The organism is Trichocoleus sp. FACHB-262 (assembly GCF_014696035.1).
GTDB lineage: Bacteria > Cyanobacteriota > Cyanobacteriia > FACHB-46 > FACHB-46 > Trichocoleus.
In genome coordinates, this window is sequence record NZ_JACJPK010000086.1 from 390989 (window position 1) to 407608 (window position 16620).

15 protein-coding genes are annotated in these 16620 nt (G+C 49.0%); 7 read left to right on the forward strand and 8 right to left on the reverse strand.

What is annotated here, in order from left to right:
* Positions 1–87: 87 nt before the first annotated feature.
* Positions 88–765 carry an imidazoleglycerol-phosphate dehydratase HisB gene (gene hisB / locus H6F68_RS19320; RefSeq protein ID WP_190561451.1) on the forward strand — a complete coding sequence of 226 codons (678 nt, stop codon included), beginning with the start codon at positions 88–90 and terminating at the stop codon, positions 763–765.
* Here the strand turns inward: hisB and H6F68_RS19325 are convergent.
* Positions 732–1715 (reverse strand): putative 2-dehydropantoate 2-reductase, encoded by a 984-nt coding sequence (locus H6F68_RS19325; protein ID WP_190561453.1) that lies wholly within the window; start codon positions 1713–1715, stop codon positions 732–734. The two genes, hisB and H6F68_RS19325, sit on opposite strands and share 34 nt — an antisense overlap.
* Positions 1716–1873: 158 nt before the next feature.
* On the opposite strand from H6F68_RS19325, the gene H6F68_RS19330 reads away from it, so the two are divergent.
* From H6F68_RS19330 to H6F68_RS19340, 3 genes are all read left to right on the forward strand, one after another.
* Entirely contained in the window at positions 1874–3331 is a 1458-nt protein-coding gene (locus tag H6F68_RS19330; protein ID WP_190561455.1) for a folate/biopterin family MFS transporter, read from the forward strand.
* A gap of 56 nt (positions 3332–3387) precedes the next feature.
* Entirely contained in the window at positions 3388–4920 is a 1533-nt protein-coding gene (locus H6F68_RS19335) for a carotenoid oxygenase family protein (RefSeq protein WP_190561457.1), read from the forward strand.
* A 388-nt stretch (positions 4921–5308) separates the two neighbouring features.
* Positions 5309–6277 carry a glycosyltransferase family 2 protein gene (locus H6F68_RS19340; RefSeq protein WP_190561458.1) on the forward strand — a complete coding sequence of 323 codons (969 nt, stop codon included), beginning with the start codon at positions 5309–5311 and terminating at the stop codon, positions 6275–6277.
* Between the two features lie 99 nt (positions 6278–6376).
* Here the strand turns inward: H6F68_RS19340 and H6F68_RS19345 are convergent, their stop codons facing one another.
* Positions 6377–7264 (reverse strand): SDH family Clp fold serine proteinase, encoded by an 888-nt coding sequence (locus tag H6F68_RS19345; RefSeq protein WP_190561460.1) that lies wholly within the window; start codon positions 7262–7264, stop codon positions 6377–6379.
* Positions 7265–7708: 444 nt separating this feature from the next.
* Between H6F68_RS19345 and H6F68_RS19350 the strand changes: the two genes are divergently transcribed.
* A complete protein-coding gene (locus H6F68_RS19350) occupies positions 7709–8122 on the forward strand; it encodes a hypothetical protein (RefSeq protein ID WP_190433961.1) in 414 nt (137 codons plus the stop codon).
* Between the two features lie 87 nt (positions 8123–8209).
* Here H6F68_RS19350 and H6F68_RS19355 read toward each other — a convergent pair whose 3' ends face one another.
* Entirely contained in the window at positions 8210–9601 is a 1392-nt protein-coding gene (locus H6F68_RS19355) for a malic enzyme-like NAD(P)-binding protein (protein ID WP_190561462.1), read from the reverse strand.
* 142 nt (positions 9602–9743) lie between these two features.
* Between H6F68_RS19355 and H6F68_RS19360 the strand changes: the two genes are divergently transcribed.
* Together H6F68_RS19360 and H6F68_RS19365 are read left to right on the forward strand one after the other, a co-directional pair.
* Positions 9744–10178: an SRPBCC domain-containing protein gene (locus H6F68_RS19360; protein WP_190561464.1), complete on the forward strand. Its 435-nt coding sequence runs from the start codon at positions 9744–9746 to the stop codon at positions 10176–10178.
* A gap of 290 nt (positions 10179–10468) precedes the next feature.
* Entirely contained in the window at positions 10469–13444 is a 2976-nt protein-coding gene (locus H6F68_RS19365) for a PAS domain S-box protein (protein WP_190561466.1), read from the forward strand.
* Here the strand turns inward: H6F68_RS19365 and H6F68_RS19370 are convergent.
* The 5 genes from H6F68_RS19370 to rpsP all read right to left on the reverse strand — a co-directional run bounded on the left by H6F68_RS19370 (position 13369) and on the right by rpsP (position 16388).
* Entirely contained in the window at positions 13369–14235 is an 867-nt protein-coding gene (locus H6F68_RS19370; RefSeq protein WP_242065568.1) for a DUF6816 family protein, read from the reverse strand. The genes H6F68_RS19365 and H6F68_RS19370 overlap by 76 nt on opposite strands.
* A gap of 53 nt (positions 14236–14288) precedes the next feature.
* A complete protein-coding gene (locus H6F68_RS19375; RefSeq protein WP_190433953.1) occupies positions 14289–15242 on the reverse strand; it encodes a PhoH family protein in 954 nt (317 codons plus the stop codon).
* A 218-nt stretch (positions 15243–15460) separates the two neighbouring features.
* On the reverse strand, positions 15461–15634 hold the full coding sequence (gene rpsU, locus H6F68_RS19380; protein ID WP_190433951.1) for a 30S ribosomal protein S21: 174 nt from the start codon (positions 15632–15634) through the stop codon (positions 15461–15463).
* Between the two features lie 102 nt (positions 15635–15736).
* Positions 15737–16147: a KH domain-containing protein gene (locus tag H6F68_RS19385; protein WP_242065569.1), complete on the reverse strand. Its 411-nt coding sequence runs from the start codon at positions 16145–16147 to the stop codon at positions 15737–15739.
* A complete protein-coding gene (rpsP, locus tag H6F68_RS19390; RefSeq protein ID WP_190433947.1) occupies positions 16140–16388 on the reverse strand; it encodes a 30S ribosomal protein S16 in 249 nt (82 codons plus the stop codon). Before rpsP ends, H6F68_RS19385 begins: the two co-directional genes overlap by 8 nt.
* Positions 16389–16620 lie beyond the last annotated feature (232 nt).

Consider the following 16620-nt stretch of genomic DNA (forward strand, 5'->3'; position numbering starts at 1 on the left):
GTCGTTTGGCCTGCCTGTGCAGGCTCAAAGTTTCTTACTTCCTGTTTCTACTTCCCAGTTTTTACTTCCCAGTATTGAGTAGGGCCTATGCAGACTAGCATTCATGAAGCGTCTTCCCAAGAGCACCGCACAGCCTTCGAGCAGGCCAACGGAGCATCATTAGAACCCGTATTTTCAGGACGAGTGGCCTCAGTCAGTCGCAAAACGGGTGAGACAGATGTGCATGTCACCATTAATTTGGATGGACAGGGTCGCTGTGTAGCCGCCACAGGTATTCCATTTCTCGACCACATGTTGCATCAGATTGCTTCGCATGGGCTGTTTGACCTAGAGGTGCGAGCGACGGGTGACTTGGAAATTGATGACCATCACACCAACGAAGATGTAGGCATTACCCTGGGTCAAGCTCTGGCTAAAGCGTTAGGCGATCGCAAAGGCATTGTCCGGTTTGGCAATTTCCTCGCGCCCTTGGACGAAGCTCTAATCCAGGTAGCTCTAGATTTATCTGGTCGGCCTCACATTAGCTATGGCCTGCAAATCCCCACCGAACGAGTCGGCACTTACGACACGCAACTGGTACGAGAATTTTTTGTGGCAGTGGTGAATCACAGCCAGATGACGCTGCACATCCGTCAGTTAGATGGCATTAACTCACACCATATTATTGAGGCTACTTTCAAAGCTTTCGCTCGTGCCTTGCGGATCGCCACAGAAACCGATCCCCGTCGGGCTCACACTATTCCCAGTTCCAAAGGCGTTTTGTAATTCTGATCGCTCAAAAACTTCAATTGCTGGTAGAGCATGGCAATTTGCGGGAGTTGAACTCCTGCGGCTTGGGCAGCTCGGAGTGGGCTGCCAAAAATTGCCTCGACTTCCAGAGGTCTGCCTTCGTCGTAGTCAATTTTCATGCTGGTGCGGTAGGGCTTCATCTTCACCGTGTCATCCAGCATTTTTTGAATGAAATCATCAGCGATCGCGCGACTTTGCACTTTTGCTCCTAAGGCAACTTCTCGCATCAATTGCTCTGCCAAAGCATAAGTGTAGCGATCGGCCATCAGCGCATCAGTTGTGGCGTTGAGTACAACAGATAAGCCGTTGAAGGGAATATTCCAAACCAGCTTGCGCCAGCGGGCTAGAAGCAGATCTGCCGCCAAGTGGATCGAGATGCCTGCCTGGGTAAAGTCTTGGGCGATCTGAGACATGCGCTCTGTGACACCACCTGCTTGATAATCCGCTGCGTACTCACCTAGGGTGATAGCTCCGTAGTCCAAGTGGCGAATGTGGCCAGGAGCGACTTTGTTGGAACAAATAAAGCACAGCCCACCCATGACGCGCTTCGCACCTACGATTTGAGCCACTTCTGCTTCTAAGCCCAAGCCATTTTGCAGCACTAAGACGACACCATCTTCTTTGAGCAACGGCGGAATTAGGGTTGGCAACAAGTAATTGTGGGTACTTTTGAGCGCGACCACCACTACATCGCAGCGAGGCATCTCCTCGACTCGACGGTAAGCATAGACCTGAGGCAGTGTGAAATTCCCCTCGGGTGACTCGATCACTAATCCTTGCTGCTGCACCTGTTCGTAGTCACTTCTGAGCAGGAAATGGACTTCTATGCCTGCTTGCTGAAGCCGGGCTCCATAAAAGCCCCCTAATGCTCCTGTACCTAAAATTGCATAACGACGATTGGGCGTAGCACCCAAAGAGGCCCCCATTGCTCCTAACTCCCGGCTTACTCCTGTTCAAACATACTGCAATGAGGAGATGTGGCCCTAGGCTGACTAGAGCTTTATGGGTCGCAAGGCGGATTTAAGGACAGCCTAGAGAACAGACGGCTATCATGGTAGGCATTGATATTTATGAACAATTATCAATGATTGTTTCTGAATCTGGTTGGTCCAAAATCAAGTCATCTTTCACAGAAAAAGTTTTCTTTGGGCAGGAGCCAAGCGCAGAGTTAACAGCGATTTTGTTGGTTTACTTTGTGCAAGGCATTCTCGGCTTGGCTCGCTTAGCCATTAGCTTCTTTCTCAAAGATGAGTTAGGGATTGGTCCAGCGCAAGTATCAGCCTTGATGGGAATTGCGGCGCTGCCTTGGATGATTAAGCCTGTCTTTGGCTTTGTTTCCGATGGGTTGCCGATTTTTGGCTATCGTCGCCGCCCTTACCTAATTTTGTCGGGTGTGCTAGGAGCAAGCTCCTGGATTGCTCTGGCGACGGTGGTGCATACGGCTTGGGCTGCCACGCTCGCGATCGCTCTTGGTTCGTTGTCTGTAGCGGTTAGCGACGTGATTGTGGACTCGCTGGTGGTAGAACGGGCCCGCGAGGAGTCGGTGAGTACTGCGGGCTCGCTGCAATCTTTATGTTGGGGCTCTTCGGCGCTAGGGGGGCTGTTGACTGCTTACTTTAGTGGCTCCTTGCTACAGCGCTTTGATGCTCATACCATCTTCGCTATTACCGCTTCCTTTCCTCTCATTGTCTCAGCCGTAGCTGGCCTGATCGCTGAGTCCCGCGTCAGTGCTAGGCCCAACTGGTCAGTGGTGAGTCATCAATTAGGTCAGTTGCGCCAAGCAGTGACGCAGAAGGCAATTTGGTTACCCACAGCTTTTCTCTTTCTTTGGCAAGCCACCCCCACGGCTGATTCTGCTTTTTTCTACTTCACAACCAATGAGCTAGGATTTCAACCCGAGTTCTTGGGGCGGGTGCGGTTGGTCACGAGTTTGGCGTCTTTGGTGGGGATCTGGCTATTTCAGCGTTTTTTCAAAGAAGTACCGTTTCGCGCCTTTTTCGGCTGGACGACATTGCTCTCGGCTGTGTTGGGCATGAGTATGCTGCTGCTCGTAACCCACGCCAACCGAGCTTTAGGAATTGATGACCATTGGTTTAGCTTGGGCGACAGCTTGATTCTGACGGTGATGGGCCAGATTGCCTACATGCCCGTCTTAGTGTTAGCGGCGCGTCTCTGTCCTGCGGGGGTAGAAGCGACTCTGTTTGCCTTGCTAATGTCAATTACAAATCTAGCAGGGCTGGTGTCCTACGAGCTGGGAGCCGTGTTGATGCACTGGTTAGGGATTACTGAAACCAATTTCAGCTCTCTCTGGTTGCTGGTGCTAATTACCAATCTCAGTACTTTGTTGCCACTGCCATTTTTAGGTTGGCTGCCAGGAGCTGACCCGAAGACAGAGTCTGGGACTGCCAGTTTGCAAGCCACACCCGCTATGGAGCGAGACCTATTGACTACCAAGCAATTAGGTCAGCCATTTTTGCCAGATTTGATGTCGGAATGGGTACCGCAGTCGATGCGGGAGCCTGTGGAAGAAACCATTGATTAATCATTTGGTTTGCAAGTTTTGAACTCGTTTTAATTAAACTTCGCTGATTACGGACTATGCAGAGTTTTCAGCTCCAAGAGCGCGCCACAACTGTCCCAATTGATCCTTACAATCCTCAGGATTGGCAAAAAGGCTATCGTTCCTTGCTTAAGGAGTACGACTACCGCATTGATGAGGTGGAGGGCGAAATTCCTCCCGAGCTCCAAGGTACTTTGTTCCGTAACGGCCCAGGATTGCTTGACGTCAATGGTCAGTCATTGCACCACCCTTTTGATGGCGATGGCATGATTTGCGCGATCGCCTTTAAAGACGGTCAAGCCCATTTTCGCAATCGCTTTGTTCGTACCGAAGGTTTCCAGAAAGAACAAAAAGCTGGCAAGATCCTCCATCGCGGCGTATTTGGCACCCAAAAGCCAGGGGGACCACTAGCGAATGCTTTTGACTTCAACCTCAAAAATATTGCCAACACGCAAGTGATTTACTGGGGTGGCAAGCTGTTGGCACTATGGGAAGCAGCCGAACCACATCGGCTTGATCCGCAGACGCTAGAGACTTTAGGCAGAGAATATTTGGATGGCGTCTTGTCTCCGGGGTCAGCGTTTGCTGCTCACCCGTGGATTGATCCGGGCTGTGCTCAAGATAATGGCGCTCCCTGTTTAGTCAACTTCGCGATTAAACCTGGGCTATCGACCAACATTACGGTCTATGAGCTGAATCCAGACGGTAAAGTTGTGCGGCAATCGGTCCACTCAGTGCCTGGATTCGCCTTCATTCACGATTTTGCGATTACACCAAACTATTGTGTGTTTTTCCAAAATCCGGTGCACTTTAATCCCTTGCCCTTTGCCTTGGGTTTACGCGGAGCCGCTGAGTGCATCACTTTCCAACCAGAGCAACCGACCCGAATCTTGGTAATTCCTCGACGCGCTTCAGAGTCGATGCAGATCTTAGAAACCAAATCGGGATTTGTCTTCCACCATGCCAATGCCTTTGAGCAAGATGGGTCGATCTACATTGATTCGGTTTGCTACGAAGCTTTTCCAGAAGTAGAACCTGGCTCGGATTTCCGAGAAGTCGATTTTGCCAGCTTAGCGCCGGGTCATCTGTGGCGGTTCCACCTAGATCTCGCAGGCAAGCAAGTTGAGCGGCAACTTATAGAGAGCCGTTGTTGCGAGTTTCCCTTTGTGCATCCATCCAAAGTAGGCCGTCCCTACCGTTATGCCTATTTAGGTGCAGCCCATGCAGCAACTGGGAATGCACCTTTGCAAGCGATCCTGAAAGTGGATCTGGAATCGAGCGATCGCCAACTTTGGAGTGCAGCGCCCCAAGGCTATGTCGGTGAACCCGTGTTTGTGCCCCGCTCGGGTTATAACGAGCAAGGATTACCGCAGGCTGAGATGACCGGGGAAGAAGATGACGGTTGGGTGTTGACCTTGGTTTATGACTCGAAGCGGGAGCGATCGGATGTCGTGATTCTGGATGCTCGTGACCTCAACCAAGGACCAGTCGCGCGGTTGCATCTGAAGCATCATGTGCCCTACGGCTTGCATGGTACCTTCACCCCTGCATACTTTGGACGCGATCACTAGCCTGGAATGCCTCGCACGCGCTGGTTACGACCTCGTTGCGATCGCCTGCTGGCACCACCTCAAGTTCATTAGCACTGATTGCTTATCTTTGCTTATCTTAAAGACTTGATGAACTTTGGGTGCCAGCTATGGCTGATTCTCGGTACTTGGATGAAGATGGGACAGAAAAGCCCGTATAGATACTTAGGTATTTGTAGCTAAAGCAAGGTTAGAAGATAACTGCTTGCTGCTAACAGGGTTTCAGCGCCATAAGGGCTGCTTCTAGAACGAGTGAGCTGAAGATGTGTTAAGACAGTGTTACGAAATTCTGCCTCGCTAATTTAGCCCAGCTCAAGCTAAGGTCCAACCCTGTCCTTTCGTACTGATTGAAATTCCTCAGGTTGCCGCTATGAGATTCAGCATTGTGATCACAACTTACAACCGCTTGTCTCTGTTGAAGCGAGCGATTGCTTCAGCCCTAGACCAAACGGTGTCTTGCGAGGTTGTCGTTGTCGATAATTGCTCCTCAGACGGTACTGAAGCGTATGTTCGCAGTTTAGGCAACCAGGTTGTTTATCATCGCAACTCTGCCAACTTGGGCCATTCCGGAGCAGTGAATACTGGAGTCAAAGTTGCCAAGGGTACTTGGATTAAACCCGTGGATGACGATGACTATCTAGCACCTAACTGCATTGAGGAAATGGCCAAGGCGATCGCTCTGCGCCCCGAAGCTGCCATCTGTTCTTGCCAAGCGGCCCAAGTCGATGACAACGGAGTTGAACTAAGCCGAACTCGACAGGTGGGGCCAGGGCAAGCCTTCTACATTCCGCAAGAAGATGTTCATTATGGGATGTTGCTGGAGCAAGTTCCCTTCGGTACTCCGATTCAAGTTGCCTTCCGAAGAGACGCATTTTTAGAATCTGGGGGTTGGGATACCAGCTTAACGAGCTGTGACGATATTGATTCGTGGATCAGAATTGCCAAATATGGCGATGCCATTTTCATCAATCAGTGTCTGACCTATCGGACTGTTTGGCCAGGTGGATACGACCAAAAGATTGCCCTAGAAACCCGCATGAATACAAACATCCTGATGAAGGAAAGAATTCATGCGTTGGTGAATGAAAAATACCGCTCAGCGATTCCAGCCATTCAAGATATCCGTCATTATCTCTGCCTGCATTGGGGCTTAGTCGCCTTGAAGCAAAAGAAAATTGTGAGTGGTCTTCAGATGGTGCTACCCGCTACGGCATCTCCTGCTGCTTGGAAATTGTTGCTAGGAGCTCGCAAGGGACATCAACCAAACCCAACCGTTCGCAAGTTGGTCTTATTGGATGTTCACTCCTCTGCGCCAGCAGCAATGCTGATGAATTCTTAGATTTGCGTTTCTGATTTCAAGGCCATTAAAAAGCACCTTAAAAAGCAGGGGTATCTTTGAACCACCCCTGCTTTTATCGATTTAAAGACACTTGAGAGGCTAGATCCGGGCTCCTTCTGGAATGGGTCTGCCCTTGGGTTCTGGCAAAGCTGGCCGCCGTTCATAAGGTGTAGGAATGTATTGAACGGTAGGTCTGCCGCCTTGAGGTTGAGGATAAAGCTCCATCAAGTTGTAGATCGAGGTGGATAAACCTACAGTTATCGGTAAACCCAACTCAGTGGCTTCTTCCACGGTAACTGGGTAATCGTGAGTGACTTTGCCAGTGGTTAACGTGTCAATAATTAATTCAATTTTGTCATCTGCAATTTTCTGCTGAGGTACATTGTCTTTGAGCAGGGTTCTGACAAATTTTTGCACTTGCTGAATCGCCTTGCGAGACAAATCAGCCATGATCAAAGTTTGATCATCAATGTCACTAATTGGTTTTTCTTCGACCACCTTTAGGACACTAGCGGCTGGAAAGTTACCCAACTGCGGATCTACTGGACCGAGTACTGCATTGGCATCCATGACAATTTCATCCGCAGCTAAAGCTAGCATGGTGCCGCCACTCATGGCGTAGTGAGGCACAAAAACTGTCACTTTGGCAGGGTGACGAATCAAGGCTCTAGCAATTTGTTCTGTCGCCAGCACCAGACCACCAGGAGTATGCAAAACAAGGTCAATGGGCATATCGGGTGGAGTGAGGCGAATCGCTCGTAGGATTTGCTCGGAATCCTCAATCGTGATGTAACGAGATAAAGGAATCCCTAATAAATTGATTGATTCTTGACGGTGAATTAAGAGAATTACTCGACTGTTATGTTGTTGCTCTAGCCCCCGCAAAGCTTGTAGGCGAGAGGATTCAATGCGGCGACGCTGCCACATCGGTTGTAGCGAAGAAACTAATAGAAAAACCCAAAATAGGTCTAGAAAACTAAAGGTCATTTGAAAAATTACTCATCAATAGAACTTAGCGTGAAGCCCTTTTATTATTTCAATCGCGGTGAGAGGTTGAGTCTATCGGAAGCATTAAAATAGCTTTCTAGCGATCAATAGGGCGATCGCTCTATTCAATCTATAAAAGCTATAAAAATTTTCAAACTAATACTAAATAGATTCACCTCTAGTTTCTGACTTCTATTTTTATCTTATTCAAGCGAATCTATCTTTAGATGCAGGTTCTTTAGAGCGCGTACTATAGCAGGGTTACATGCCTGAATTCAGCTTGAAGATTTCATCTAAGTTGAGGAATTCTATCGATTTGTTTACCACTTTAGAGCGAGGGTATAATTTATTCTCTGTCCTTGGGTTAATAGTTTTCGACTGATTGCGTCGATTAAGCTGAACTTGTATCAGTCAACACTTTTAATCTTGTTTGAGGATAGATTTATGGATAATAAAACAGATAAAAATTCACCCGCTGTTGATAGTCAAGGTCGTGCTGAAGTAGATACCTACGATCGCGGCATTGTGCCCGCCGAAACAGCTGCCCGTAAAGAAAGAGAAGGTAGTGCATTTAAGCAACACCCAACTGAAGCTAGCCAGCAGCAGGCTAGAAATGATGATGAAACCGATAGCAACAGCATCAAAACAACTGAAGGTTACACCTCCGACAAAGAAGGCTTAATTAATAACTACGCGATTGAGCCAGAAATGTATGTGGATGAACCAGGAGATTTAAGAGAAAAAGAAGCACAGCTAAAAGCTGAGCGTACGGGAGAAATCAACGAAGCCAATCAAGACAAGGACGGTCAACTGTCAATGGAACATGACAGTCGTGGTAAAGGCCCTGGCATGATCTAAACCTACGGCTCAGGCTTGAAAGAAAACGCTCAAGAGAGGGCGGGGGTGTAAAGCTACACCCCTTTTTTTGTTTGCTGTTTAGCTGGTTTAACTGCGGGCAACTCCATCTTGGCGAGCCGCCCGTTGCACTGCTGCCGCTACAGAAGTTGCGACTCGCTCATCCAAGACAGACGGAATTACATGTTCTCGATCTAGGTCAGAAGGCTTAACCAACGAGGCGATCGCTGCTGCGGCTTCTAGATACATGCTGGTGGTTAAGGCGGCAGCTCGACAATCTAGGGCACCTCGAAAGATACCGGGGAAGGCCAAGACGTTATTAATTTGGTTGGGGTAGTCGCTGCGGCCCGTCGCCATCACCGCAACATCATTCACGACTAGCTCGGGTTGAATCTCTGGAATCGGGTTTGCCATGGCAAACACAATCGGATCGCTTGCCATCGATCGCACCATTTCAGGGGTTAAAACTCCAGGAGCACTAACGCCTAAAAAGACATCTGCCTCAACTAAGGCATTGGCTAGGGTGCCACTTTGGGTAACGGCAAATTCTCGTTTCTCTGCTGTCAAGTCAAGGCGGTCCAGGCAAAGCAAACCTCTAGAGTCGCACATATAAATCCTGGTCGCCCCGGCTTTACATAACAGACGAGCGATCGCCACTCCTGCCGCCCCTGCGCCATTAATCACAATTCGCACTTGGTCTAGGGGTTTGTGGACTAACTTCAGAGCGTTGGTTAGGGCTGCCAGGGTGACAATCGCAGTGCCATGCTGATCATCATGAAAAACCGGAATATCGAGTTCACGCCGCAGGCGATCTTCAATCTCAAAGCAGCGAGGAGCCGAAATATCTTCTAGATTGATCCCGCCAAACACAGGCGCGATATTCTTCACAGTTTCAACGATCGCATCCGTATCTTGGGTTGCTAAGCAGATCGGGAAGGCATCAATTCCAGCAAATTCTTTGAACAGCATCGCCTTACCTTCCATTACAGGTAAAGCCGCTTCAGGCCCAAGGTTGCCCAACCCTAAAATGGCACTGCCATCTGTCACCACGGCGATTGTGTTTTGCTTAATGGTTAGGTTATAAGCTTGCTCTGGGTCTTGGGCGATCGCATGACAAATACGACCTACCCCTGGGGTATAGGCCATCGCCAAATCTCCCTGGTTTTTGAGCGAGATTTTGCTTTCTACCCGAATTTTGCCGCCTCGGTGCAAGTTAAAGGTGCGATCGTAAACGTTGATAAACTTGATGTCTGGCAAATCTTTGACTGCTTGAACAATGGTTTCCGCATGCTCAGTGCTGGCCGCATCAACGGTAATATCGCGCAAAGAAAACTGGCGGGTCTGCTCGATTAAATCAATGTGGCCCAGGTTGCCTCCAGCCCCGGCGATCGCTTGGGTGACGCTAGCCAACATGCCCGCCCGGTTAGGCAGTTGGAAACGAATCGTTAGGCTAAAACTAGGATTAGGAGTTAAATTCACCATAATGCTGTCGTTTCCTCTGCTGGCTCAAAGACGTTGTTAGATGGAGTGGGAGAGAGGCAAAAGTCTTGTAGTCATTTTTAGCTTAAAGAAATTAAAGACCCACGATTGTACTGAGTCACACTGATAGATTTGAATTGCAGCTATGCCAAGCCTCTACGCTGAAATTGAAATTGATGCCCCTAAACCAAAAGTGTGGCAAGCGCTCGTGCAAAAAGATCAGTGGATGTACTGGAATACGTTTTTGTACGACTGTGATGCGTCGCGCCCCTTCAAGCAAGGCCAGGAAGTGTTACTTTCTCTACGACGAATTCCAGGTGAAGAAGAAACCGAATTTGAACCTTTAGTTACTTTGATTCAACCAGAAGTTTGTTTGAAGTGGTTTTCGGCGATTCCAGGCTTGCAAAACGAGCATGTGTTTGAACTTCAAGAAATTGATCGAGAGCGCACTAAGTATATTCATCGAGAAGCTTTTTCAGGCTGGCTGGCTCGCATATTTTGGCCGTTTATTCGGGCTGACGAGCAGCAGGGCTTGAGACGAATGGCACGAGAGCTAAAACAATATGTGGAATACCGTTGAAATGACGACGCTTCATTAAAATACAGTCAGAACTTAGTATCTGCCTCATCTAAGTGGGCATACTGAACTCATAATAAATGGGTTACCAGTATCAATCAGGCGCGAGAGAAAATTCTGGTTTAGAGCTGATCCGGCTTGTTAGTTGAGAAAGAAGGCTTAGAGGTTGCTTGAAGCCAGCGACTATCTATTCCTTTAGCACTCAGTTTATATCGTAATTTCAGTGAGTCTCCTCAATTGTTGTATCCCCTCCACCAACGATTCAGTTCCGATTATCTGGTTCATCAGTGACTATGAACTATAAAGACGGATGGGCTTTAAAGCACTTCCGATGGTTGCGATATGGTGTGGCCGTATTAGTGGTTGTAGCGGCAACTGTAGTGCGATTACTGCTCAACCCGTTGTTGGGCAATGCAGCACCGTTCTTGCCATTTATCTTAGCTGTACTCTTTAGTGCCTGGTATGGCGGTTTGCGGCCAGGTTTGCTATCGACTGGCCTGAGCGCCGGGATCATCCATTACTTCTGGCTACGGTCAAATGGTACAGACGTCGTGGGGTTTAGAAACCTGATTCTATTAGGGCTGTTTCTCGTAGCTGGGATTGGCTTGAGTTGGGTAAATGAAGTTCTGCACCGATCGCGCAGAGGCAGTGAAGCCACTCTAAAGGCTTTGCGCTCTAGCGAAGAGCAGTATCGGCTTTTGGTCGATGGCGTTAAAGATTGCGCCATTTATCTGCTGGATGCTCAAGGCTATGTGATGAGTTGGAATGCGGGAGCTGAGCGGATCGAAGGGTATCGGGCCGAAGAGATCATCGGCCAACACTTCTCCCGTTTTTGCCCTCCAGAAGATGCGGCCCAAGGAAAGCCAGAACGAGTACTAGCGGCAGCGATCGCCCAAGAGCGCTTTGAGGAAGAGGGGTGGCGGGTTCGCAAAGATGGTTCTCGATTTTGGTCTCATCTCCTAATGACTGCTTTATGGGATGAAGCAGGAGAACTGCGTGGCTTCTCGAAACTGGTTCGCGACATCAGCGATCGCCAGCGTGCCGAAGCTGAACGTCAGCAGTCAGAAGCTGCTCTACAGCGAAGTGAGGAGCAATTACGCTTGGCACTGGATGCTTCTCAAGCAGGAATTTGGGATTGGAATTTGCCCACCGGAACTGTAAGTTGGTCCAGCAAAACCGAACAATTATTAGGTTTGATTCCAGGCACTTTTAGCAAAACTTATGAAACTTTTCTAGAAGCTGTTCATCCTGGCGATCGCGACCAAGTTGTCCAAGCGGTAGCTAAGGCACTGGAGACCAAAAAAGATTACGCTCAGGAGTTCCGGGTCACCTGGCCCGATGGTTCTATTCACTGGATTGCAGGAGCAGGCAAGCTGCTCTTGAACGATCAGGGCGAAGTTGTGCGGATGCTGGGCACTAACATGGATGTGACTGAGCGGAAGCAGACAGAACTGGCCTTGCAGCAGCAAACCGACCGAGAACGCTTGATTGGGGCGATCGCTCAGCGATTGCGACAGTCTCTCAATCTAGAAGAGATCCTCAACACAGCAGTTGCTGAGGTGCGACAGTTCTTACAAACTGATCGAGTAATCATTTATGAGTTTCAGGCTGATCAGAGTGGAGTCGTTGTTGTAGAGTCGGTCGCTCCAGAGTGGACTTCCCTTCAAGGCACAGTGGTACCCCCCTTGGAGGAAGCCTTGGTGCAGCTATACCGAGCCGGCCAAGTATCCTCACTGTCAGATATTTATGCAACTCCCCTAGAACCAGATTGCCTGAATTTGCTTACGCAGTTTCAAATCCGAGCAGACTTGGTTATCCCAATTTTGCAAGGCGAGGAACTGTGGGGCTTATTGGTTGTTCACCATTGTGCTTCAGCGCATGAATGGAAAGCTGTAGAAATTGATCTGCTAAAACAGCTAGCGGCTCAGTTAGCGATCGCCATCCAACAATCCCAGCTCTACCAACAGGTCCAGCAACTCAACTCCAACTTGGAACACCAAGTCCAAGAACGGATGCAACAGTTGCAGCAAGCGCTCAACTTTGAGGCGGTACTAAAACGGATCACCGATAAAGTGCGGGATAGCTTAGATGAGGGCCACATCCTGCAAACTGCCGTCCGAGAACTGGCACTTGTGCTACAGGCAGATAGTTGTAACGCGGCGCTTTATGACCTGGAGCAAGGGACGGCAGACGTTTGCTATGAGTACACCACCTCAACCTTTGCTTTCCAAGGCCGACGTCTGCACCTAGAATCCTTTCCAGAAATTTATCAGCCTTTGCTGCAAGGTCAATGCGTGCAATTTTGCTCCATTATGTCCTCCTCTCGCCAAGACCAAGCGGCCCTGCTGGCTTGTCCGGTCCTAGATGACCAAGGAGTGTTGGGTGATTTATGGTTGCGGCATCGGCCAGAGTACATCTTTACGGAGCAAGAGATTCGCCTAGTGCAGCAGATTGCCAATCAAGGGGCGATCGCGCTTCGCCAAGCTCGACTGTATCAAGCCGCTCAAGCGCAAGTCGAAGCCCTAGAAAGACTGAACCAACTCAAAGATGACTTTCTCAGCACGGTCTCCCACGAGTTGCGAACTCCAGTCGCCAATATGAAAATGTCGATTCGGATGTTGGAGTTGGCGCTGAAGCAAGAAGTTCCCACCAGCAACCAGCCCCAAAAGTCTGAGCGCTATCTACGGATTTTGCAGGATGAGTGTGAACGGGAAATCAGCTTAATCAATGACTTGCTCGACTTGCAGCGCTTAGAAGTAGGAGTTCAACCGCTCACTTTGACCACGATTGATTTATATACCTGGGTCGAGCAATTGGTAAAGCCTTTTGAAGACCGGATGCGAGCTAGACAGCAAACTTTACAAGTAGAGATCGCGCCTGAGCTGCCTCCTTTGGTTTCTGACTTATTAGGCTTGGAACGCGTTCTTGGCGAACTCCTAAATAATGCTTGCAAGTACACACCACCGGGCGATCGCATTTGCGTGAAGGTGCAAGCCCAAGCCGAGCGGATACGGTTTCAGGTAATTAATCTGGGATCAGAAATTCCTGCTCATGAACTGTCACGAATTTTCGACAAGTTTTATCGGGTTCCTAGTGCGGACCCCTGGAAGCAAGGTGGCACTGGCTTAGGTTTAGCTTTGGTGCAAAAACTAACTAGGCATCTGCAAGGTCAGGTCTATGTAGAGAGCGCTAATCACCGCACCGTCTTTACCGTTGAAGTGCCTATGACACTCGCGGCGGAGCTAGCCGGAAAGAAGTCTAATCGATAACGATATAACGCAACGGGACGAGTATTGCTTAACCCTCCAGCCTTGAAGTAATCAGGGTCTTGGGGAGAGAGATAAACAGCGGTAATTTGGTCAGCTACGATCGCTGGGGCTTCACCAGCAGATTTTTGAGCAGATTTTTGATAACAGGTAGTTGTCTCGACTTGATTGAAGTAAAGCTGCGGTGCCCCGCGAAATTGCTGTTGAAACACCTCAGTCGTAATAAATTGATCAGCCTGGGGAGTTTCAGTCGCTCGTCCAGTCACAATCGAGACCAATTGGCGATCGCCCCGTAACAAGGTGATTTGACGATTAGGAGAATGAGGGTCCACTTTGACTGCTAAGACAGCGCGATCGCCCAAATAAGCTTTAGCAATATTCAAGCCATTAAAGGCGCGATCGGCCACCACTCCAACTCCATTTTTAGGTCTGGGCGTAGGCAGGAGCAAAGACTTAGGTTTATTGGATGTTGCTGCTGGCGCAAATCGCACCCGAAATTGCACGGGTTGTTGCAAATACTGACGATTGCTCTCAAAACCTGGGGTGATTACCTCTGGAGCTAAAGGTGCCGCCAAATCTACCAATGTGCTAGTCACATCCCAGTTGCCCGCCAACCATCCCGGGTAAACCAAATCTCCCTTAGCCGCTTGAACGGGGGGTTGTTCCTGCCACTGTGGAAAAGCTGCGATGCGATTGCCTAAAGGTCCTGCTTGCGCGATCGGTTGCCACAGCATGACCAAGATGCTGAGACAACACCAAAGCAGATTGCGCCAATCAAAACTCCATTGCTTCAACTGCGATCGGCTCCTAAACTTCCTTACGCTAATGGCTAAGTTGAACCAATCAATTATTGTTCGTACTGTTCGTAAGCAGCAACAATTCGCTGGACTAAAGGATGGCGCACCACATCGGCTTGAGAGAAGTGGCAGAAAGCAATGCCTTCGACATGTTGCAGAATTTTCTGAGCCACCGCCAAACCCGAAGTTTGTTGAGTCGGCAAGTCCGTCTGAGTCAGATCGCCCGTGACTACCATGCGCGATTTGAACCCAAGCCGAGTCAAAATCATTTTCATTTGAGCCGGAGTTGTGTTCTGCGCTTCATCCAAAATCACAAAAGCGTTGCTGAGAGTGCGGCCTCGCATATAGGCGATCGGGGCGACTTCAATCACCCCCCGCTCCATTAAATTCGGAATCTTCTCCGGGTCAATGAACTCATACAAAGCATCGTAAAGCGGGCGCAAATAGGGGTTAACCTTCTGCTGCAAGTCTCCTGGCAAGAACCCCAATTTTTCACCCGCCTCCACCGCTGGACGAGTCAAAATCAAGCGTTCGCACTGATTAGACAGCAACGCTTGTACCGCTAACACCGCCGCTAAAAAGGTTTTACCCGTTCCCGCTGGGCCAATGCAAAATGTCAGATCATGGGTGCGAACAGCTTGAATGTATTGCCGTTGTCGAAACGTTTTAGCTCGAATATCTTCCCCGCGACGAGTTCGCGCTAAAACGTCATGCTGCATCTCATTGAACTCATCTTGACGATGGGTGTCCAAGGCTTGACGAGCGGTGAGAATGTCGGCTCTAGAGATACTTTTACCTTTGCTCCAGAGGTCTTCGAGCGATCGCACCACTTTACAACTCAAATCAACTTGAGTTGCAGTTCCAGAGATCAACAGTTCCTGTCCCCGGAGAACAATCGTGGCTCCAGTTTGGCGAGCTAGGGTTTTAAGATTTTCTTCTTGTAAACCAGCCAGGGCGATCGCACTCTCAGCCGTGGGTAACTGAATGGATGCAGCCTCTACCATGCGAATATCGGTGCTCCTAAAAAGGTTTTTGCGCCAGCTTGCTTAATCGTGAACCAAAGTATTACAAAAAATCGTTTTTGAATCATAAAAAGACGCCTGAACCGAATGCAATCTTGGTTGGCAGGCGTCTACTCACTTTAATATTTTGCTACCCCTTGAAACCACTGTAAAAGCGTGGATTTGCTATCTACATCGGGGTTTAATTACATCTCATGCACTTAAGGGCGACGCTTACGGGAAGCTTCGGACTTGTGCTTACGACGAAGACTAGGCTTCTCGTAACGTTCGCGACGTTTAACTTCAGATAAAATTCCTGCTTTCTGAATCTTCTTCTTGAAGCGTCTTAACGCTGATTCAATAGATTCATTTTCACCTAGACGCACTTCTGCCACTCGCTGTGCTCACCTCCTTGCTTTGGATTTTAGGATAGGGCTGTGTTTTTGCAACCGCACTTTGAGAAGGCGGAATCCCTGCTCACGTTCCTAATTTATACCTTATTGAGTCCGTAGTTTAGGAGCAGATTTGGGGGGTGCAGAGCGAGGAGGCTGAGACTTTGAGCTAGACTCCGGCTCCGCTGCTTCGTCTCGGTTACCTACTGGGTCACCGCCAAAAACATCTAAGTAGATAGCTTGGCCCGAAGATTGAGCCGCAGCTTCTAAAACAGTCCGAATGGCCTGGATGTTACGTCCACCGCGACCAAATACACGCCCTTTATCCGAGCTATCAAAAGCTAACCGAATCCAAATTTTGGGTCGGCTAGCAGATAGCTCACAGTCTACTTTTAAGGACTCCGGCGACTCCAGAAAAGGTTGAATTAGGAACCGCACCAATTCAACATAGTTGGGGTTAGCAGAGCGAGGCGGAGTTGAGTGACCCAACCCCTCTCGACTGGATGACTCAGGCATTGACCTGTTCGAAGACATTGGCCTTTCTAAGAATGCTGCGTACCGTTTCGGTAGGCTGAGCTCCTTCCTGGAGCCGCTTGACGATCGCGTCAACTTTTAGACGCACTTCATCCGTTCTGGGATTATAAAAGCCCAACTCTTCCAGGGGACGACCATCCCGGCGAGTGGTGCTATGCATTGCCACAATCCGGTAACTGACTTCACGCTTTTTGCCGTATCGCTTCAACCGCAGTTTGATCATGCTTGAAGGGTTTGCTCCTAGGGAATTACAAGTTTTAAAGCTAATAGCTATGAGCTTTTAGCGATCGCCTATCAGGCTTTACACAATAAGCACTACTGAATTGATCATCATATCATTTGCCTGGACTCACCCGCTACTGCGCTCAGATTATTTGAGACTCTTATGGATGGCTGGGTGACTTAAGTGCTAACGCGCGAAAGGCTCATTGCTCATAGTTAGTTGCCCAATGCTA